General features: G+C 62.7%; 19 protein-coding genes. 14 read left to right on the plus strand and 5 right to left on the minus strand.

Annotation, left to right across the window (positions count from 1 at the left end; translation table 11 throughout):
• Positions 1 to 88: 88 nt before the first annotated feature.
• Entirely contained in the window at positions 89 to 232 is a 144-nt protein-coding gene (locus J2X15_RS16645) for a hypothetical protein (RefSeq protein WP_310345246.1), read from the minus strand.
• Between the two features lie 45 nt (positions 233 to 277).
• Entirely contained in the window at positions 278 to 1012 is a 735-nt protein-coding gene (locus J2X15_RS16650; RefSeq protein WP_310344839.1) for an FFLEELY motif protein, read from the minus strand.
• 115 nt (positions 1013 to 1127) lie between these two features.
• Here J2X15_RS16650 and J2X15_RS16655 point away from each other — a divergent pair, with 115 nt between their 5' ends.
• From J2X15_RS16655 to J2X15_RS16690, 8 genes are all read left to right on the plus strand, one after another.
• Entirely contained in the window at positions 1128 to 1856 is a 729-nt protein-coding gene (locus J2X15_RS16655; protein WP_310344841.1) for a GNAT family N-acetyltransferase, read from the plus strand.
• Between the two features lie 57 nt (positions 1857 to 1913).
• Positions 1914 to 2786, plus strand: coding sequence for an HlyC/CorC family transporter (locus J2X15_RS16660; RefSeq protein ID WP_310344843.1), 873 nt, complete (start codon positions 1914 to 1916; stop codon positions 2784 to 2786).
• The gene (lnt, locus tag J2X15_RS16665; protein ID WP_310344845.1) at positions 2783 to 4354 is read left to right on the plus strand and encodes an apolipoprotein N-acyltransferase; all 1572 of its coding nucleotides are present in this window, start codon (positions 2783 to 2785) and stop codon (positions 4352 to 4354) included. The genes J2X15_RS16660 and lnt overlap by 4 nt, the downstream gene beginning before the upstream one ends.
• Before the next feature lie 81 nt (positions 4355 to 4435).
• On the plus strand, positions 4436 to 5341 hold the full coding sequence (gene glyQ, locus J2X15_RS16670) for a glycine--tRNA ligase subunit alpha (RefSeq protein ID WP_310344847.1): 906 nt from the start codon (positions 4436 to 4438) through the stop codon (positions 5339 to 5341).
• Positions 5342 to 5352: 11 nt separating this feature from the next.
• On the plus strand, positions 5353 to 7509 hold the full coding sequence (glyS, locus tag J2X15_RS16675; RefSeq protein WP_310344848.1) for a glycine--tRNA ligase subunit beta: 2157 nt from the start codon (positions 5353 to 5355) through the stop codon (positions 7507 to 7509).
• A 17-nt stretch (positions 7510 to 7526) separates the two neighbouring features.
• Positions 7527 to 8075 carry a D-glycero-beta-D-manno-heptose 1,7-bisphosphate 7-phosphatase gene (gene gmhB / locus J2X15_RS16680; RefSeq protein ID WP_310344850.1) on the plus strand — a complete coding sequence of 183 codons (549 nt, stop codon included), beginning with the start codon at positions 7527 to 7529 and terminating at the stop codon, positions 8073 to 8075.
• 53 nt (positions 8076 to 8128) lie between these two features.
• On the plus strand, positions 8129 to 8872 hold the full coding sequence (locus tag J2X15_RS16685) for a lysophospholipid acyltransferase family protein (protein ID WP_310345223.1): 744 nt from the start codon (positions 8129 to 8131) through the stop codon (positions 8870 to 8872).
• Between the two features lie 24 nt (positions 8873 to 8896).
• Positions 8897 to 9811, plus strand: a complete 915-nt coding sequence (locus J2X15_RS16690) for a M48 family metallopeptidase (protein WP_310344851.1) — start codon at positions 8897 to 8899, stop codon at positions 9809 to 9811.
• A 60-nt stretch (positions 9812 to 9871) separates the two neighbouring features.
• On the opposite strand, the gene J2X15_RS16695 is transcribed toward J2X15_RS16690, so the two are convergent.
• The 3 genes from J2X15_RS16695 to J2X15_RS16705 form a co-directional block, all read right to left on the minus strand.
• Positions 9872 to 10567: a glutathione binding-like protein gene (locus tag J2X15_RS16695; RefSeq protein ID WP_310344853.1), complete on the minus strand. Its 696-nt coding sequence runs from the start codon at positions 10565 to 10567 to the stop codon at positions 9872 to 9874.
• A gap of 30 nt (positions 10568 to 10597) precedes the next feature.
• Positions 10598 to 11809 carry an MFS transporter gene (locus tag J2X15_RS16700; protein ID WP_310344854.1) on the minus strand — a complete coding sequence of 404 codons (1212 nt, stop codon included), beginning with the start codon at positions 11807 to 11809 and terminating at the stop codon, positions 10598 to 10600.
• A 92-nt stretch (positions 11810 to 11901) separates the two neighbouring features.
• On the minus strand, positions 11902 to 12963 hold the full coding sequence (locus J2X15_RS16705; protein WP_310344856.1) for an MBL fold metallo-hydrolase: 1062 nt from the start codon (positions 12961 to 12963) through the stop codon (positions 11902 to 11904).
• A gap of 104 nt (positions 12964 to 13067) precedes the next feature.
• On the opposite strand from J2X15_RS16705, the gene J2X15_RS16710 reads away from it, so the two are divergent.
• The 6 genes from J2X15_RS16710 to J2X15_RS16735 all read left to right on the plus strand — a co-directional run bounded on the left by J2X15_RS16710 (position 13068) and on the right by J2X15_RS16735 (position 19995).
• Positions 13068 to 13514 (plus strand): MerR family transcriptional regulator, encoded by a 447-nt coding sequence (locus J2X15_RS16710; RefSeq protein WP_310344857.1) that lies wholly within the window; start codon positions 13068 to 13070, stop codon positions 13512 to 13514.
• A gap of 36 nt (positions 13515 to 13550) precedes the next feature.
• Positions 13551 to 14732, plus strand: a complete 1182-nt coding sequence (locus J2X15_RS16715) for an isovaleryl-CoA dehydrogenase (RefSeq protein WP_310344859.1) — start codon at positions 13551 to 13553, stop codon at positions 14730 to 14732.
• Positions 14733 to 14736: 4 nt separating this feature from the next.
• Positions 14737 to 16755 carry an LTA synthase family protein gene (locus J2X15_RS16720; protein ID WP_310344861.1) on the plus strand — a complete coding sequence of 673 codons (2019 nt, stop codon included), beginning with the start codon at positions 14737 to 14739 and terminating at the stop codon, positions 16753 to 16755.
• Between the two features lie 8 nt (positions 16756 to 16763).
• On the plus strand, positions 16764 to 17429 hold the full coding sequence (gene can, locus J2X15_RS16725) for a carbonate dehydratase (protein ID WP_310344863.1): 666 nt from the start codon (positions 16764 to 16766) through the stop codon (positions 17427 to 17429).
• 66 nt (positions 17430 to 17495) lie between these two features.
• Positions 17496 to 19328 carry a bifunctional isocitrate dehydrogenase kinase/phosphatase gene (gene aceK / locus J2X15_RS16730; protein ID WP_310344865.1) on the plus strand — a complete coding sequence of 611 codons (1833 nt, stop codon included), beginning with the start codon at positions 17496 to 17498 and terminating at the stop codon, positions 19326 to 19328.
• Positions 19329 to 19341: 13 nt separating this feature from the next.
• On the plus strand, positions 19342 to 19995 hold the full coding sequence (locus tag J2X15_RS16735) for a hypothetical protein (RefSeq protein ID WP_310344867.1): 654 nt from the start codon (positions 19342 to 19344) through the stop codon (positions 19993 to 19995).
• The last annotated feature ends 16 nt before the right edge of the window (positions 19996 to 20011 follow it).

The raw sequence follows: 20011 nt of genomic DNA on the forward strand, positions 1-20011 counted from the left end.
GGATTCGGTCTTCGTACGAATACATGAACTACCTCCAAGTAGTCCAAGATTTTGTCCGCACCCCCAGTGGATCAGTTTTCAACGGAAATCAACAGTCCATGCAGACGGAAAACGGATTTTTGGCGTTGCGCCGGAAGGACTCTTCCAGCAGATGGGTCAGCGATTTGAAAGGGGAGACGTCAATGTCGTGGGGGACGTCGTCGGGGTAGCTCTTCAGCCAGATTTTTTCCATGGGTACTCCTGTTCAAACCATTGTGCCGACGCGGGCAGCAGGAGTTCACAGGGCTTTTCCTAGGCACTGGTGCAATTCCGTCTCGCAGGCGACAACGGGCGCGTTGAACAAGGCCTCTATCCAATGAGTTTCGCGCTGTGCGATGGTGTTCAAGAACTCACGCGCTTGCGCGCCTTTCCCGCCCATGCCAGCGAAAGTGTCAAAACCCGCTTCCAGAAACGCTTGCAGCGAAGCCAGCCCTGCCACTTTGGCGGGGCCGCGCATCATGCGCAAGGTCATGCGCAGGCCTGGGGTGCGTGTCAACCGGTCTAGCTGTGCGCCAATGTCCAATACCGCTTGCAGCTGCGCTTGGCGAATTGCCAAAGATCCCACGGAGCGCCACGCGTTGATATACCTTGGCACGTCGTTGCCATCCAACGCACACCAAGCCTGTGCCATCGCCAGGTCAAGCACCTCGGTCTGGGCGTGCAATTCTGCCAATGCCACGGCCGTAGACACGACCTGGGCAGGGAAGAAAGTCTGCAATGCGCCAGCGATGCGCGCAAACTGTTGGTCCCGATCCGAGAAATCGCGTTCGCTGTACAACTCATGCAGGAAGAAGTGGGTGGGGGCGGCGAAGGCCTTGGTGGCCAGTAAATCGCCATAGGTGCCCGCAAAACGTCGTGCCTGCAGCCGTTTGACGGCCTTCAGGCCTTGCAGCAAGCGGGCGTCACCTGCGGCCTCGCTGCGCAGGGCAGCAACCCGGTCCAGGGCGTGGCGAATGGTGTCGGCTGCGGTCATAAATGGTGGTTGAGCCCGAGTGTATCGGCGAGGTAGGACTTTTCTGTTGCAGCTGGGTCAACGGGCTTTACACGATTGAGGTGAAAATACTAGGGAAAACCCTTACATTAGCGCCATGGTTGATACAAAGAGTCTGATCAGAGCTTCATTGGAGGCTGGCCGCGAGTTTTTGCGCCCGCCTTCGGAATCTGACGACACCGGCACGCCTCGGGCCACCCCCGCGCTGGTGCCTATCCGTTCGCTGGGCGAAAACCACCGTGGGCGCATTGCCCGGCATCTGCTGGCTTTGGAGCCGCAAGACCGCTACCTGCGCTTCGGCCAGTGGACACGGGATGAGCAAATCCAGCAGTACGTGGACGCGTTGGATTTTGAGCGCGACGAAATCTTTGGCATTTACAACCGCAAGTTGGAGCTGATTGCCGTGGCGCATTTGGCCTATGCCAAGGACCAGCGTTATGACAGTTGCGCCGAGTTTGGTGTTTCCGTACTCCCCGGCGCACGCGGGCGTGGTTACGGTGCGCGCCTGTTTGACCGCGCAGCCATGCACGCGAGCAACGACGGTGTGAGCCTGATGTTCATCCACGCGCTGACCGAGAATGCCGCCATGCTCAAGATTGCCCGCAACGCTGGCGCAAGGGTCGAGCGCGATGGCTCCGAGTCCGAGGCCTACCTGCGTCTGCCACCTGCAACGCTGGACTCGCGCATGACAGAAATGATTGAAGAGCAGATCGCGCAGACGGACTACCGGCTCAAGTCGCAGGCCAAAAGCTTCTGGAGTTTTCTGGCCGACATCCAGGAAATCCGCCGCAGCGTGATCGACGCCAACCAGCGCAGTTCGCCCTGACACGCAAATCCGCTATCCTTAGCGCTCCGCAACCACGGCAGTTTCTGCCCCACACGAGTGTCCGACCCCCATCCCGCGCGTTTGTCCGATAAAGAGGACAAACGCACCTTCCTTCAGAAACTGGCCGAATTCATCCACCCGGGCCCGGACTCCACGGCCGAGCTGATCGAGACGCTGGCCGAGGCGGAAGACAACAACATCATTGGTGCCGAGTCGAGGGTGATGCTCGAAGGTGTGATCCGCATGGCGGACATGACGGCCGGCGATGTGATGGTGCCCGCCACCCGTATGGACCTGCTCAACATCCAGGAGCCTCTGGACGCGCTGCTGCACATGGTGATCGACACGGCGCACTCACGCTTTCCGGTGTTTGATGGCGAGCGCGAAAACATCATTGGCATCCTGATGGCCAAGGATCTGCTCAAGCTGCAACGCGCGCCGGAGCTGAACATCCGCGCCCTGTTGCGCCCCGCAGTGTTTGTGCCCGAGTCCAAAGGGCTGAACGACCTGCTACGCGACTTCCGTGGCAACCGCAACCACCTGGCCATCGTGATCGACGAGTTTGGCCGAGTGGCTGGGCTGATCACGATTGAGGATGTGCTGGAGCAAATCGTCGGCGAGATCGAGGACGAGTTTGACATTCCCGAAGACGAAGGCGACATTTTTGCCTTGGCCGACCGCACCTACCGCGTCAGTGGCGACACGCCACTGGAGCGCGTGAACGACGCCTTCTCGGTCACCCTGGCGGGTTCCGACCCCGAAGACCACTTTGACACCATTGGCGGTCTGATCGCCCACGAGATGGGCCACGTGCCCAAGCGCGGTGAGCGCCATACGCTGGGCGGCCTGGACTTTGTCGTGCTGCACACCAAGGGCGGTGCGGTGAAGTGGTTCAAGGTGTCGCCCACGCCCAACCACGCTGAGGCGTGAGCACGCGGTCTGTCATGTTCGCCCGGGCGCAGGTCGCGCCCAGGTCCCCACTCCTGTTTGCTACGCTTTTCATAGCTGCTTGCGCACAATCGGCGGGGGCTAGTTGGCCATTCGGCGTATTTTTTACTCAAGGCGCCACGCTCTGGTGGCTGCAGTTGCTGGCCCAGTCGGTGCTGGTGCTTGCCTTGCTGCGGGCCCCGACCGCAGGCATCGCCGCAGGGCGCGCCTGGTGGTTTGTCACCGTGTGGCTCAGCACCACGTTCTGGTGGTTGTTCATTGCCCTGCACACCTATGGCGGCCTGCCGGCGCTGCTGGGGGTGATCGCCATCGTGGCGCTGGCCGCGGCATTGGGCTTGTACTACGCCATGGCAGCCTGGGCGTTCTGGCGCTGGCACCATGTGCGGCCGATGGTGGCCGCGTTGTGCTTTGCCGCCCTGTGGACGGCGGCTGAGCTGGCCCGAGGCACTTGGCTCACCGGCTTTGGCTGGGGCGCGGTGGGCTATGCGCACCTGGACGGCCCCTTGGCCTGGTACCTGCCGTGGGTGGGGAGCTACGGTGTAGGTCTGCTGGCGGCCTGGGGTGCAGCCTCCATCGCACTGCTGGTCTTGCGCCGCGGCGTGGTGAGTTTCGGTTTGGCTGCCTGCGTGTTGGTGTTTCCCTTGCTGGCTCCGCCAGCGTGGAACACCTGGACCCAACCCAGCGGCACGCTCAGCGTGACCCTGCTGCAAGGCAACATCCCGCAGGACGAGAAGTTTGAGCCGGGCAGCGGCGTGCCGCTGGCCCTGCAGTGGTATGCCGAGCAACTGCAGCAGAGCAACACTGCGCTGGTGGTGGCGCCCGAAACGGCCGTGCCGCTGCTGCCGCAGCAACTGCCTGAGGGCTATTGGTCTGCGCTGGAGCAGCACTTTGTTCACGGCAAGTCGACCGCCATCATCGGTATCCCGCTGGGCAGCTACACGCAGGGCTATACCAACTCGGTGCTGGCCTTGGCGCCGGGCCAGAAAGAGCCCTGGCGCTATGACAAGCACCACCTGGTGCCGTTTGGCGAGTTCATTCCTCCGCTGTTCAAGTGGTTCACCCGCATGATGAACATCCCGCTGGGAGACTTCAACCGCGGGCCGCTGGGCCAACCGTCCCTGCCCGTGGCCGGTGAGCGCGTGGCGCCCAATATTTGCTATGAAGACTTGTATGGGGAAGAGTTGGCCAGTCGGTTCACGGACGCAGCGCTGGCCCCCACAGTGTTTGCCAATGTGAGCAACCTGGGCTGGTTCAACGACTCAATTGCGCTGGACCAGCACCTGAACATTTCGCGCGCCCGGGCACTGGAGTTCCAGCGCCCGTTTGTGCGCGCCACCAACACGGGCGCCACGGCCATCCTGGACTACCAGGCGGTGGTGCAACAAGCGCTGCCGCGCCTGACCCGCGGGGTGCTGGTGGGCGAGGTGCAGGGGCGCACCGGCGTGACCCCATTTGCCTGGTGGGCGGCGCGCTTCGGGCTGTGGCCTTTGTGGGTGGTGTGCCTGCTGTTGATTGCGGCCGCCTGGCGCTTGGGTCGTCGCACGCGCTGAGGGCCTGCAGCCCCGTAAAATGCGGGGTTTACTCGAACGAACGTTCTTGCCCGGCACCCGCCGCGCACCAGCCCACGCACCATGCTTACTTTTCAGCAAATCATTTTGAAACTGCAGTCCTACTGGGCTGACCGGGGCTGCGCCCTGTTGCAACCCTATGACATGGAAGTGGGCGCCGGTACCTCGCACACCGCCACCTTCCTGCGCGCCATCGGCCCCGAGCCGTGGAAAGCCGCTTACGTACAGCCCAGCCGCCGCCCCAAGGACGGTCGTTATGGCGAGAACCCCAACCGCCTGCAGCACTACTACCAGTACCAGGTGGTGCTGAAGCCAGCACCCAGCAACATCTTGGAGCTGTACCTCGGCTCGCTCGAGGCGCTGGGCTTTGACCTGAAAAAAAACGACATCCGCTTTGTGGAAGACGACTGGGAAAACCCCACGCTGGGCGCCTGGGGCCTAGGCTGGGAAGTCTGGCTCAACGGCATGGAAGTCACGCAATTCACCTACTTCCAGCAGGTGGGCGGCATTGATTGCAAGCCCGCCACGGGCGAGATCACCTACGGCCTGGAGCGCCTGGCCATGTACCTGCAGGGCGTGGACAACGTCTACAACCTGCAATGGACCGATGGCCTGAGCTACGGCGACGTGTACAAACAAAACGAGGTGGAGCAGTCGACCTACAACTTCGAACACAGCGACGCCGACTTCCTGTTCACCGCGTTCACCGCGCACGAAAAACAGGCCAAGCATTTGATCGAGGCCCAGCTGGCCCTGCCCGCCTACGAGCAGGTGCTCAAGGCCGCGCACAGTTTTAACCTGCTGGACGCGCGTGGCGCCATCAGCGTGACGGAGCGCGCTGCCTACATCGGCCGGATTCGCAACCTGGCGCGCAGTGTGGCGCAGAGTTATTACGAGAGCCGTGAGCGCCTGGGCTTCCCCATGGCGCCGCGTGAATGGGTGGAACAGATGACGAAGAAGGCCGCGTGAGAGCAATGACGATGACTACCCAAAACCTGCTCGTTGAACTGTTTGTCGAAGAGCTGCCGCCCAAGGCCTTGAAGAAGCTGGGCGAGGCGTTTTCGTCCGTGTTGGCGGACTCGCTGAAATCCCAAGGCTTGGCCGCTGCTGATGCGGCGGTCACCCACTTTGCCTCGCCGCGCCGTTTGGCTGTGCATGTCACTGCCGTGGCTGCGCAAGCTGCGGACAAAGCAGTCTCACAAAAGCTGATGCCCGTAGCCGTGGGTCTGGATGCATCCGGCAACGCAACGCCCGCACTGTTGAAGAAACTGCAAGCACTGGGTGCCGATGCGTCTGCCGTGGTAGGCCTCAAGCGCGCGCCCGATGGCAAGGCAGAAGCCCTGTTCTTTGAGAGCACCGTCAAAGGCGCCACGCTGACTGAGGGCCTGCAAAAGGCGCTGCTGGACGCGATTGCCAAGCTGCCCATTCCCAAGGTCATGACCTACCAACTGGAGTCGGGCTGTGAATTGCCAGGTTGGAGCAGCGTGAGCTTTGTACGCCCCGCGCACAGCCTCATTGCGCTGCATGGTACGGATGTGGTGCCCGTGCAAGCTCTGGGCCTCAACGCTGGCAACAGCACACAAGGCCACCGTTTCGAAGCAGCCGTGTCGCCTGTGGTGATTCCGGATGCCGACGGCTACGCAGCCATCCTGGCCATGGACGGCGCCGTGATCGCCAGCTTTGCTGACCGTCGCGCTGAGATCGTGCGCCAGCTGGCTGCCGCTGCAGCCAAGGTAGGCGGTGGTTGCAAGCCGATTGACGACGACGCGCTGCTGGACGAAGTGACTGCGCTGGTGGAGCGGCCCAATGTGCTGATCTGCGAGTTTGAAACCCAGTTTCTGGACGTGCCGCAGGAGTGTCTGATCCTGACCATGAAGGCCAACCAGAAGTACTTCCCGCTGCTGGACGCTACAAATAAGCTGACCAACAAGTTTTTGGTGGTGAGCAACATCAGCCCTGAAGACACAAGCTTTGTGATCGGCGGCAACGAACGCGTGGTGCGCCCGCGCCTGGCTGACGCCAAGTTTTTCTTTGACCAGGACCGCAAGAAGACGCTGGCTTCGCGCGTCGAAGGTCTGGGCAAAGTGGTGTACCACAACAAGCTCGGCACACAGGGCGAGCGCGTGGAGCGCGTGCGTGCGATCGCCAAGGCGATTGCGGCGCAGCTGGGCGATGCGACCTTGGTGGCGCAAGCCGACCAAGCTGCGCAACTGGCCAAGACCGATTTGGTGACCGACATGGTGGGTGAGTTCCCAGAGCTGCAGGGCATCATGGGTGGCTACTACGCGCTCAACGATGGTTTGCCCGAAGCCGTGGCCCATGCGATTGAAGACCACTACAAGCCGCGTTTTGCGGGCGACACCTTGCCGCGCAACGATGTGGGCGTGGTGGTGGCGCTGGCTGACAAGTTGGAAACGCTGGTGGGCATGTTTGGTATCGGCAACTTGCCGACGGGTGATAAGGATCCGTTCGCGCTGCGCCGCCATGCGCTGGGTGTGGTGCGTATGCTGGTGGAAACGGAAATCGCCTTGGACTTGAACTGGATCGTTGCCGCAGGGGGCCGCGCGCTCGATCCGATCAAAGTTAAATGGAAACCAGAAGAGTTTGAGGCTTTTGGATACAACATTCAACAACTGAAAGAGTTCATTTACGAACGCCTCGCTGGCTCGCTGCGCGAACAAGGCTACAGCGCGCAAGAAATCGATGCCGTGCTGGCTTTGCGCCCCCAACGTCTGGGTGATGTGGCGAAACGCCTCGCTGCGGTGCGTGCTTTCGCTGTATTACCAGAAGCTCCAGCATTGGCTGCTGCCAACAAGCGCGTGGGCAACATCCTCAAGAAGGTCGAAGGCGAAGTTCCTACGGCTATCAATCCCACGTTGCTCGTAGAGCCCGCCGAAATTGCATTGGCAGATGCTCTCAAAACCGTAGCGCCTACCGCAGATTCAGCGTGGGCTGCAGGCAATTACGCCGGAAATTTGCAAGCACTGGCCGCGCTCAAGGCACCGGTCGATGCATTCTTCGACGGCGTCATGGTGAATGCCGAAGACCCCGCGCTCAAGGCCAACCGCCTGGGCCTGCTGGCCACCCTGCACGCCGCGATGAACCGCGTGGCCGACCTGTCCAAGCTGGCGGCATAACCCAGGCGCAACGCACCATGAAACTCTGCATCCTCGACCGCGACGGCACCATCAACATCGACAGTGCGGAGTTCGTCAAATCGCCCCACGAATGGCGGCCACTGCCCGGCGCGCTCGAAGCCATTGCCAAGCTCAACCACGCGGGCTGGCATGTGGTGGTGGCCACCAACCAGAGCGGCCTGGGCCGCGGGTTGTTTGATGTGGTGGCGCTGAACGCCATGCACGCCAAGATGCACACCATGCTGGCCGCGGTGGGTGGGCGAGTGGATGCGATTTTTTACTGCCCGCACGCACCTGATGACAACTGCCACTGCCGCAAGCCTGAGCCCGGTTTGTTTGAGCAGATTGGCGAGCGCTTTGGGGTGGACCTGCGCGGCATGCCTGCCGTGGGCGATTCGGCGCGCGACCTGATTGCCGGTGCCGCCGTGGGCTGCGTGCCGCACCTGGTGCTGACCGGCAAGGCCGCCGCCTACAAGGGGCGCGAGCTGCCCGACAGTTTTCCGGCGGGCACCATCGTGCACGACGACCTGCCCGCCTTTGCCGACCACCTGGTGGCGCAGGCATGAGCGGCATGCCCCCCATCTCCGGCGTGCCCGCGCAGAAACGCCCCAACTGGCTGATGGCGGTGCTGCGCTCCTGCCTGCATATGTTGTGGATGCTGGTCACGGTGATGCCTTGGGCCATCATCATGCTGGTCGCGTCCATCCGCGTGCGCGGCAAGCCGCTGTGGTGGATGGCGGTGCGCTGGCTGGGCTGGGCCATTGGTGGCGCGCGCGTGCTGTTGGGCATCCGCACCCACGTGATTGGCTGGGAGAACCTGCCCACGGGCGACACGGCGCCTGCGATCCTGTTGGTCAAGCACCAGTCCACCTTCGAGACCTTTTTGATGCCCACGCTGATGCCACACCCGCTGGCCTATGTGTTCAAAAAGGAGTTGCTCTACGTGCCGTTCTTCGGTTGGGCTATGGGCCGGCTGGACATGGTCCACATCGACCGCAGCCAGCGCAACGAATCGTTTGCCAAGGTGGTGGAGCAGGGCAAGCGCCTGCTGGCGCAAGGCATCTGGGTCATCATGTTTCCCGAAGGCACGCGCATCCCACGCGGCCAGACCGGTACCTACAAGCTGGGTGGCACCCGCCTGGCCGTGGCCACGGGCGCGCCGGTGATTCCCGTTGCCGTCACGTCTGCCAAGTGCTGGCCACGCAAGGCCTTTATCAAGACGCCTGGTGTGGTGGAGGTGTCGATTGGCAAGCCCATCCCCAGCGAAGGGCGCGAGCCCAAAGAGCTGATGGAAGAGGTGCAGGCCTGGATCGAAGGTGAGATGCGCCGCCTGGATCCTGAGGCCTACGCGCCCCAGCGTTAACACCTGTGCGGCCCACCCAGCGCCATGCACCCATTGCTACGCTATACCCTCGATCTCTTTGAGCCTTTTGGGGCTGTAGCCCCCGTCGATAGTGCGCCAGAAGCTCCTAAAAAGGTAGCAAATCCGCTGCCTAGCCAGCCCTTTGTGGCTGGGCAGCCGCTGCACAACGCCATCGCCCCGGTCAACTACGCCCACCCCAAGGCCAACCGCGAGGTGCGGCTGGACGGCGCTGTGGTGGCCTACGCCTTTGCGCGTGGCAAGCGCCGCACCATCGGTTTTGTCGTGGGGCCCGACGGCCTGAGCGTGCGTGCGCCACGCTGGACACCGCTCTACGAGGTGGACGCTGCACTGCAGGAAAAGGCCGGCTGGATTCTGCGCAAGCTGGACGAGACGCGTGAGCGCCAGACTCGCCAGGAACATGCCCAGGTGGTGTGGCAGGAAGGGGCGGTCATTCCCTACCTTGGCAATTCCATCCGCATCGCACTGGACGGTGCCCACGGCTTTACCGCCAAGGGCGCGCAGCTGGACGAGGCAGCACGGGACGACGGCGTCACCACCCTGCGCATTGCCCTGCCGCACACCGCCACGGAGGCGCAGATCCGCGATGCGGTACAGGCCTGGCTCATGCGCCAGGCCAAGGCCAACTTTGTGCAACGGCTGGACCACTTTGCGCCGCAGCTGCAGGTGCGCTGGGCCAAGATGAGCCTGAGCAACGCCGGCACCCGCTGGGGCAGCGCGAAGAGCGACGGCTCCATCCGCCTGAACTGGCGCCTCATCCACTTCCGCCAGGCCGTCATCGACTACGTGGTGGCCCATGAGCTGAGCCACCTGCGCGTGATGGACCACAGCCCCCGCTTCTGGGACACCGTGCGCTCGGTGGTGCCCGACTACGCGGAGCTGCGCGGCAGCCTCAAGGACCCGGCGATTCCGAAGTGGTGATGATTGCTATGAAATCAGGAGCTGCTCGCGCAGATTCCATGGGGGCTGGAGGCTGATTTCTTATCTGACGGTGCTCGCATCCTGCCCAAACAGGATCTTCTTGGCCGCCTCGTCCATGCCCGGATTGCGGATGCCTTCCGCTATCGCATACGCCTTGACCGTCGCGGGGCGCGCCGCCACGCGGGCAAACCAGGCGGCCAGGTGGGGGAAGTCTTCCAGTTTCTGGCCCTGACGCTCGTAAGGCACCACCCAGGGGTAGCTGGCCATGTCGGCAATGCTGTATTCGCCGGCAATGTACTCGCGGCCATCGCTCAGGTGTTTGTTCAGCACGCCGTAGAGGCGCGATGTTTCCTTGGTGTAGCGCTCGATGGCGTAGGGCAGTTTTTCGGGTGCGTACTGCGAGAAGTGGTGGTTTTGCCCGGCCATGGGGCCCAGGCCGCCCATTTGCCAGAACAACCATTGCAGTGCCACATTGCGCTCGCGCAGGTCCTGCGGCACAAAGCGGCCAATCTTGTCGGCCAGGTAGAGCAGGATGGCGCCGGACTCAAACAACGGAATCGGTGCGCCTCCGTCGCTGGGAGCCTGGTCCACGATGGCGGGAATGCGGTTGTTGGGTGCGATGGCCAGAAACTCGGGGGCGAACTGCTCGCCGCGGCCGATGTTGATGGTGTGTAGCTGGTAGGGCAGGCCGGCCTCTTCCAAAAATAGGGTGATCTTGTGGCCGTTGGGCGTGGTCCAGTAGTACAGGTCAATCATGCAAAGCGCTCCGGTGAAAGAGAGCAAACCTTAGCTGATTTGCTTTGGGCTTGCAGTGGCCCGCCCAATCCACAGCACGGCCCCGCCGATCAACCCCATTCCGACTACCAGCACAGTAATCACGCCGCGCGCATCGGCTCCCTGGGCACCCAGGCCCACGGCCAGGCCGGCCAGGGGCTGGGTCAGGTTATTGAGCAGCACGACCACGCCGCTGGTTTTTCCAAAGTCTTGCGGCGGAATGATGCGTTGGCGCCCGGCGCGGATGTAGACGCTGAACATCTTGTCGAAGCCGATGACCAGCAAAAACCCCAACGCGTACACCATGGGGTGCACAGCCCAGGCCGTCATGAGCCCACCCGCCAGCAACAGGGTGTAGGACCACACGCCCAGCGTGTGGCCGCGCCAGTGCACGCGGGCCACCCAGGCGAGCACCAGCACGGTGACCATAGCGCCCGCGGTTTGCAGCTGGGCATACACCCCATCGCTTTGGGCTAGCAGGCCGGTCACCATCGCCGCAGCGGTGGCCTGCGTCACGCCCACCACCAGGTTCACACCGGCCGCCAGCGCAATCAGCGGTTTGAGGCCAGGCAGTTGCACGATGTGGCGCAGTGCGGTGCGCAGCGGTACCCACCAGCTCTCCCCCTGCGTGCTGCGGCCCTGGGGCAGGGTGCCGGTGTGCTGGCGCTGCCACCAGGCCAGCCCAACGTCGGCCAGCAGAAACAACAGCGCACTGCAGCCCAGCACGCCTTGCCAAGGCCACAGCGCCAAGGCCGCGGCAGCCACCGCCGGGCCAGCCACCATGCCCAGTTGGTCGGCAATCTGGGCGTGGGCCAACACCCTTTCAAACCGCTCACCGGGAAAGATGTGCGGCAGCAGCACCTCACGCGCCATCACGCCCTGGGTGGTGAACACACCGCAGGCGGCTGACACCAGCACCAGTGCCACCAGCGCGGCCTGCCCATTCAGGGTAAAGCCTGCTGCCAGCCCGGCCGCACAGCTCAGTGCCCGCAAGGCCTGGCTTTGGCGCAGCAGGCGCATGGGCGGGTGCCGGTCGCTCAGCACTCCACAGACGGGGAAGGCGACAAAACGCGTGAGCGTTTCCACAAAAAATGCAATCCCGGTCCACGATGCGCTGCCGGTCTGCTGGTACACCACCAGCGGCACCAAAAACAGCAAGATCTGATCGGCCAGACGCGAGAGCAGCAAGGAGGCGTAAAACAGCAAATGGTGGGTGCGTAGCATGGGCCCACTGTAGCGGCGATCGGTGCGCCCCCACGGGCTACTGTGGGGTGTCCTGCAGCGTTCCGGTTTTGTAACTGACCGGCGGTGTGCGGCTAGCCTGGGGTGGCGGCAAAGCGCAGCACGCCATCCGCGCCCCGCGTGCGCTGTAGCTGCCCTGCGTGCCAGAGCGCGTGCAGGTGGGCAACGGCCTCGCCCAGCGCAAAGGTGGTCTGGTGAAAGTCCATGGCACGGGTGAACAGAACGGGAATGATGTCAGCCGCACTGCTAGGCTGTTGGCGGCAAGCCTCCAGCACCTTGTCCAGGTGGGCGCGGTGGTGGTCGTGCAGCTGCTGGATGCGTTCGTGCAGGCCCGTGAAGGGCTTGCCGTGTGCCGGCAGCACCAGCGTGGACGCGGGCAGGGAACGGAACTTGTCGATGGAGCCCAGGAACAGGGCCAGCGCATCGGCCTCGGGCTCGGACTCATAGACGCTCACATTGGTGGAGATGCGCGGCAGCATCATGTCACCGCCGATGAGCACGTTCAGGCCTTCGCAGTACAGCGCCATGTGTTCCGGCGCATGGCCGTAGCCGCTGATGCAGCGCCAGGCGTGGGCGCCAATGCGCAGCGTCTGGCCGTCCAGCAGGCGGTGGTAGTCGTCGGGCACCGAAGGCACCAGGGTGGTGAAGTAGTCACGCCGGTTCAGCAGCTTGCTCTGGGTCTCGGCATCGTGGAGGCCATGCTGAGCGAAGAAGGCGGCTGTTCGCGCACCACCAAAGCTGGTCGGCGCGAGGCAGGCCAGGCGCGCCACCTGGTAGTCCAGCCCGCTGATCCACAGCGGGGCATTCCAACGCTGGCACAGCCAGTGCGCCAGGCCAATGTGGTCGGGGTGCATATGCGTGGCGATGACGCGCAGGATGGGCAGTCCCTCCAGCTCGTGGGTGAAGACCTCTTCCCATTGCGCCTTGGCTTCGTCGCGGTGGATGCAGGTGTCCACCACGCTCCAGCCCGCCACGCCGTCGATCTCGTCGCGCAGCAGCCAGAGGTTGATGTGGTTCAGCGCAAACGGCAGCGCCATGCGGATCCACTTCACGCCGGACGCCACTTCGATGCAACGCCCGCTCTCGGGCAGGGCGTCGCCCAGGGGGTAGTGCAGGCGTTGTTCCAGGTCGTTCATAAGCCTCAATCGTTTTGCTTCATAATTGACGTTTACGTAAACGTCAATCATCGAGGCATTGTAGACAGGCCCAACCCGCCCGTCTGTCGCCTCTATTACCGCCCATGAGCACCACCTACAGCATCAGCGATCTGGCCCGCGAGTTTGACCTGACCACCCGTGCCATCCGGTTTTATGAGGATTTGGGCCTGCTGCAACCCGAGCGCACCGGCCCTGGCGGGCGCAACCGCGTGTACAGTGGGCGTGATCGTACCCGCCTGAAGCTCACCCTGCGCGCCAAGCGCCTGGGCCTGTCGCTCACCGAGGCGCGCGACATCATCGAGATGTACGACAGCCCGCGCGACACCGGCGCACAGCTCAAGAAGTTTTTGGACGTGCTGGCCGTGCACCGCAAGCAGGTAGAGGAGCAGATGGCCGAGCTGCAGTCCAACCTGGACGAGATCAAGGTGCACCAGCGCGAGGCCCGTGCCCTGCTTGCCGCCAGCGAAGCCCGGGTCGGCAAGCCTGCAGCCAAGACAGTCGCCAAGGCCGCCACCAAGAAAGCCGCCTGAGCGGCAACCCCCCATACCAAAACGAGGAGACACCCCATGAACAACCTACCCGGACTCAACTTCCAACTTGGCGAAGACATTGACGCCCTGCGCGACGCCGTGCGCGAATTCGCCCAAGCCGAGATCGCCCCTCGCGCGGCCGAGATCGACAAGACCGACCAGTTCCCGATGGACCTATGGCGCAAGATGGGCGATCTGGGCGTGCTCGGCATCACCGTGGGTGAAGAATACGGCGGCGCCAACATGGGCTACCTGGCCCATATGATCGCCATGGAAGAAATCTCCCGTGCCAGCGCCTCCGTGGGGCTGAGCTACGGCGCGCACAGCAACCTGTGTGTGAACCAGATCAAGCGCAACGGCACGGACGCACAACGCGCCAAATACCTGCCCAAGCTGATCAGCGGTGAACACGTGGGCGCATTGGCGATGAGCGAACCCGGCGCTGGCTCCGACGTGCTCTCCATGAAGCTCAAGGCAGAAGACAAGGGCGGCTACTACCTGCTCAACGGCAACAAGATGTGGATCACCAACGGCCCCGACGCCGACACACTGGTCGTCTACGCCAAGAGCGAACCCGAGCTGGGTGCACGCGGTGTCACCGCCTTTTTGATCGAAAAGGGCATGAAGGGCTTCAGCATTGCGCAAAAGCTCGACAAGCTGGGCATGCGCGGCAGCCACACCGGTGAGCTGGTGTTCAACAACGTGGAAGTGCCGCACGCCAATGTGCTGGGCGCGGTCAATGGCGGCGCCAAGGTGCTGATGAGCGGCCTGGACTACGAACGCGCCGTGTTGACCGGCGGCCCGCTGGGCATCATGCAGTCGGTGATGGACAACGTTGTGCCCTACATCCACGACCGCAAGCAGTTCGGCCAGAGCATTGGCGAATTCCAGCTGATCCAGGGCAAGGTTGCAGACATGTACACCGTGCTGCAGGCCGGCCGTGCGTTTGCCTACACCGTGGCCAAAAACCTGGACCTGCTGGGTGTGGAGCACGTGCGTCAGGTCCGCAAAGATTGCGCCTCCGTCATTTTGTGGACGGCCGAGAAGGCCACCTGGATGGCGGGCGAGGGTGTGCAGATCTTCGGTGGCAATGGCTACATCAACGAATACCCGCTGGGCCGCCTGTGGCGCGACGCCAAGCTCTATGAAATCGGGGCTGGCACCTCGGAGATTCGCCGCATGCTGATTGGCCGGGAGCTGTTCGCGGAGACAATGTAGGGCTATGAGCCCTGCCATTGCCCGCACCCTGACAACTCTTCTTCACAGCATCCTGCGCGGTCTGCTGCGCGCCTGGGTGCTTGTTGTGCCACTCGTCGTGGCGATGAGCCTGATTCGGTGGGGGCAACTGGCCTATTTCTGGCCCGCGGGCTATCAGGCATCAAGCAGTGATCTTGCCGCGGTTGCGCTGCAGGGCTTTCGCTTTGACCTGAAGGTCAGCGCCATCGCAGGTTTCCTACTGTTGCTGCTGTTGCCCTGGGTCTCCGGCAAGGTGCATGGGCGCATCGTGACCGGGCTGGCGCTGCTCTATGTGATGCTGTCGCTGGTCAACCTGCATTACTTCGGCTTCTACAAGACCCCTATCGATTCCCTGGTGTTCGGCATCGTTGAAGACGACACCAACGCCGTGCTGCAAACCATCTGGCACGACTTCCCCGTCATCTGGACTCTGCTGCTGGCGGCTGCGCTCACCTGGGGCGCGGTGGCGCTGCACCGCGCACTGGTGGGGCGGGTGCAGCCCGACACGCTACTGCATACCCGCCATGCGGTGGTCAAGATAGTGACCATTGTTGTTGCATTTTTCGCGCTGGTGTTTGCGGGCAAGGGCACCATCCGCGAGATGGCGTTGCAGCGCCAGCACTTGACGGTGACCACCTCGCAGTTCCTCAACGACATGGTGCCCAACGGCGTCATCGCGCTCAAATACGCGTGGGACAGCCGGCGCGAATCGCAAAACCTGTCCGACCCGCTGGTCGGCCTGAAGGCCATGGGCTTCCCCTCGGCCCAGGCCGCCGCCCAGGCGCTGGGCCTGCCGCATGGCTCCGAGGCCGAGGTGAAAGCCGCGCTCTACCAGCACGACCCGCTGCCCGCCAGCGCGCCCAAGAAGAATCTGGTGTTCTTCCTGATGGAGTCGTGGAGCGCCGAGCCTATGCTGTACCAGAGCCCGACCTTCGATGTGCTGGGCCGCATGGCACCTACGCTGACGGATCCCAGCAAGGCCTGCCACTTCTCCAACTTCGAATCGGCCCAGCCGGGCACCCACCCGTCGCTGGAAGCCATCCTGTTCTCCACGCCCATCACGCCGCTCACCATGGGGGATGCGGGCCGCAAGCCGCTGCCGTGGTCCGTGGCGCAGGTGGCCAAACGCGCAGGCTACGACACGCTGTTTGTCACCTCGGCCCGCTCCGGTTGGCGCGACCTGAATCGCGTGCTCAAGATTCAAGGTTTTGACGAAGTCATTGACGCCAACAACCTCAAAGAGACCTACCCCGATGCCGTGGTGGGCCTGTGGGGCGTGTGGGACAGTTATGTTTACAAATACCTGGAAAAGCGAATGGCCGCGCAGCCCAAGGACCGGCCGCTGTTCGTGTTTGTGCTCACGTCCACCAACCACCCGCCCTACGACCTGCCCAAGGACTACCAACGCGTGCCGCTGGACATGAAGCAGTGGAAGGGTGAAACCAGCGAGGCCACCCTGGTGCCCAACCTGGACACCTATCGCTACGCCCACGATCTGTTGGGCGCTTTTGTGCAAGATATCCAGAAAGGTCCGTTCAAGGACAACACCATCATCGCCGCAACGGGGGACCACAATGTGCGCTCCTTCGGTGTGTACGCCGACGCGCAGCGTCGCTACCTCATGCGCCAGGTGCCCTTTGTGATCTGGGGCGACAAGTTGCAGTGTGGCAACCAGCTCACCCAGCCGGCCAGCCACCGCGACATGTTCAGCACCCTGTTCCCGCTGGCGGGGATTGACGGCAGCTATGTGAATGCGGGGCGCAACCTGCTCAAACCCCTGCCGACCCAGCCCGACCCGATGAACACGCCGCGCGGCCTGTTTTTCACCGGGGACGCCCGCAACGCCCAGGGCATGTGGCAGCTGGGCAATCCCAAATCCTTTGTCTGCACCTCCGCGCACATGGACAGCAAGCAGCCTTGCGAGTTCAACGCACTGGACGATTTGCAGGAACGTGCCCGGTACGGACTTCTGGACTGGAATGTTCGCATCTCACTTAAGAAATAATGGCGGGTATGACTGACAAACTCAACGACCTTTTTTCCCGCAACCGCGAATGGGCCGCCGAGATGGAGCGCACCCGCCCCGGTTTCTTCACCGGGCTGGCCAACCAGCAAAAGCCCAAGTACATGTGGATAGGTTGCTCCGACAGCCGCGTGCCCGCCAACGAAATCATTGGCCTGGCGCCGGGTGAGATTTTTGTTCACCGCAACGTGGCCAACGTGGTGGTGCACTCCGACCTGAACGCGCTGTCGACCATCCAGTTCGCTGTGGAGCGGCTCAAGGTCAAGCATGTGATGGTGGTGGGCCACTATGGCTGCTCTGGCGTGCAGGCCGCGCTGGAAGGCGCGCGCATCGGCCTGGCCGACAACTGGCTGCGCCACATCCAGGACGTGCGGGATCGCCACCGCGACGTGATGGACCTGATCCCTGACCACGGCAAGGCCGCCGCCCTGTGCGAGCTGAACGTGATTGAGCAGGTGGTGAATGTGGCGCAAAGCACGGTGCTGCAAGACGCCTGGGCGGCCCAGCAAGATGTGACGCTGCACGGTTGGGTGTATGGCGTGCACGACGGCCTGGTGCAGGATTTGCACATGACGGTGACGCGCCAGGACGACTTGGAAGCGTTGTACCGCGAGGCCGTATCCGGTGTGCGCCTGATGCCCCGAAATCCAAGATAAATAAGCCTCTAGCCCCCGCGGAATATGCACGAGCAGCTATCAAAAGCATAGTATCTGCTGGTCGCCATGTTCCCCACCCGCCTGGATTCCCCGCTCGCCCCCGACATTGCCCGGGCGATGATGGATGGCTTCAACCGCCACTACCAGCTGTTCCGCACCGAGAGCGCGCGCGCCAAACACCGCTTTGAGACGGCCGACTGGCACGGCCAGCAGCGGGCCCAGCGCGAGCGCATCGAGTTTTACGACCTGCGCGTGAAGGAGTGCTCCAAGCGGCTGGAGCGCGAATTCAAGGCCGGCGAGCAAAGCATGGACGTGTGGCAACAGATCAAGCTGCACTACATCGGCCTGCTGGTGAACCACCACCAGCCCGAGCTGGCCGAGACTTTTTTCAACTCGGTCACCACCAAGATCCTGCACCACAGTTACTTCCACAACGACTTCATCTTTGTGCGCCCGGCCGTCAGCACCGAGTACATCGAGAACCTGGTGTCTTCCGTGCGGCCCAACTACCGCCCGAGCTACCTGTGCTACTACCCCACACAGGACGACGTGCAGGCCCAGCTGGTTCGCATGGTGCAAGACTTCGACCTGCGCGTGCCCTTTGAAGACCTGGAGCGCGATGCTCTGCGGGTGATGGAGGTGATGCGCAGGCAGTTGGGCGAGGTGAAGTTGCGCGCCAACTTTCAGGTGCAGGTGCTGTCCAACCTGTTCTTTCGCAACAAGGGCTGCTACATCATCGGCAAGCTCATCAACGGGTTCTACGAACACGGCTTTGCACTGCCCGTACTGCATGGCCCAAACGGCAAGCTGCGCATCGACGCGGCGCTGTTTGGCGAAGACGACCTGCTGCGCCTGTTCAGCTTTGCGCGCGCCTACTTCATGGTGGACATGGAGATCCCGAGCGCCTATGTGCAGTTTCTGTGCAGCATGATGCCGCGCAAACCCCGCAACGAGCTGTACAACGCGCTGGGGCTGGCCAAGCAGGGCAAGACCCTGTTTTACCGTGACTTTCTGCACCACCTGCAGCACAGCACCGACAAATTTCGCATCGCCGCGGGCATCAAGGGCATGGTGATGCTGGTGTTTGATCTGCCCAGCTACCCCTATGTCTTCAAGGTCATCAAGGACCACTTTCCGCACCAGAAAGACACCACGCGAGCGCAGGTCGAGGGCAAGTACCAACTGGTCAAGCTGCACGACCGCGTGGGCCGCATGGCGGATACGCTGGACTACAGCGAGGTGGCGTTTCCGCGCGCGCGCTTCAGCGACGAACTGATCGCCGAGCTGCAGCAGTTCGCGCCCAGCCAGATCGAAATCAGCGACCGCGATGGCGATGGCCAGACCGAGGTCATCATCCAGCACCTCTACATCGAGCGGCGCATGATCCCGCTCAATATGTTCCTGCAGGAAGCGTTTGACGCCGGCGGCGCCGACCCTGCCAACACCAGCCCGGCCGCGCTGCGCGCCCGCGAGCAAATCACTCGCGCCGTCATCGACTACGGCTACGCCATCAAGGACATGGTGGCGGCCAACATTTTTCCGGGCGACATGCTGTGGAAGAACTTCGGCATCACGCGCAACAGCAAGGTCGTGTTCTACGACTACGACGAAATCGAATACCTGACCGACTGCCACTTCCGCAAGGTGCCCGAACCGCGCAACGAAGAGGAGGAAATGTCCGGCGAGATCTGGTACCGCGTCGGCCCGCACGACGTGTTCCCCGAAACCTTCGCGCCCTTTCTATTGGGCAACCCGCTGGTGCGCGAGGTCTTCCTGCAGTACCACGCCAACCTGCTGGACCCCGTGTTCTGGCAGACGCAGAAAGAGCGCATTGCGGCGGGCTATGTGCATGATGTGTTTCCGTATGAGCGGGAGAAGCGGTTTATCAACAAAGTGTGAAGGAGAGGGGACGATGAAATACAAAAATATGCTGGTGTGCGCTCTGCTGTGCGTGGTCAGCCTGTGGTCGCATGCGCAAATCAATCTGCAGCCCAAATACGGCGGGCAAACCAAAAATGCCGCGCAGCTTGCGGCAGATGCCGACTTCCTCGCGGGCATGGACAAGATGTTCGATAACGACCGAGCGAAGGCTGCGGAAGAGGTCGCCGCGCGGGGATGGACGCTGTACCGTAGAGGCCAGCAGGATGACGCCATGCGCCGCTTCAATCAGGCCTGGCTGCTCAACCCGGAGAATGGATCTGCCCTGTGGGGCATGGCCGCGATGGAGATGAGCAAAGAGCGTATTGCCTCGGGGCGTGCGCTGTTTGAAGAGGCCGCGAGAACAATGTCCCAAGATATTGATTTCCAAGCGGACTATGCACGCAACAAGGCCGAACTTTCTGAAAGTGAATCCGACTTGGAGGCGGTTTGGCTGGAGTTCGCGCGTATCCACGCCAAAGCGCCCAATCACACATTGAATCTGCAGAACTGGGCGATCAGCTACTTCGCGGTCGAACGGTACCGGGAGGCCTGGGAGAAGATTCTGCTGGCCGAAAAGACGCCACGTGCACGTGAGTTAGACCCGAGGTTCATCAAAGCCCTGAGCGACAAAATGCCACGCCCTTGAGCCAACGCCTTGGTGG

The sequence above is a fragment of the Rhodoferax saidenbachensis genome (assembly GCF_031457975.1).
Classification (GTDB): domain Bacteria; phylum Pseudomonadota; class Gammaproteobacteria; order Burkholderiales; family Burkholderiaceae_C; genus Allorhodoferax; species Allorhodoferax saidenbachensis_A.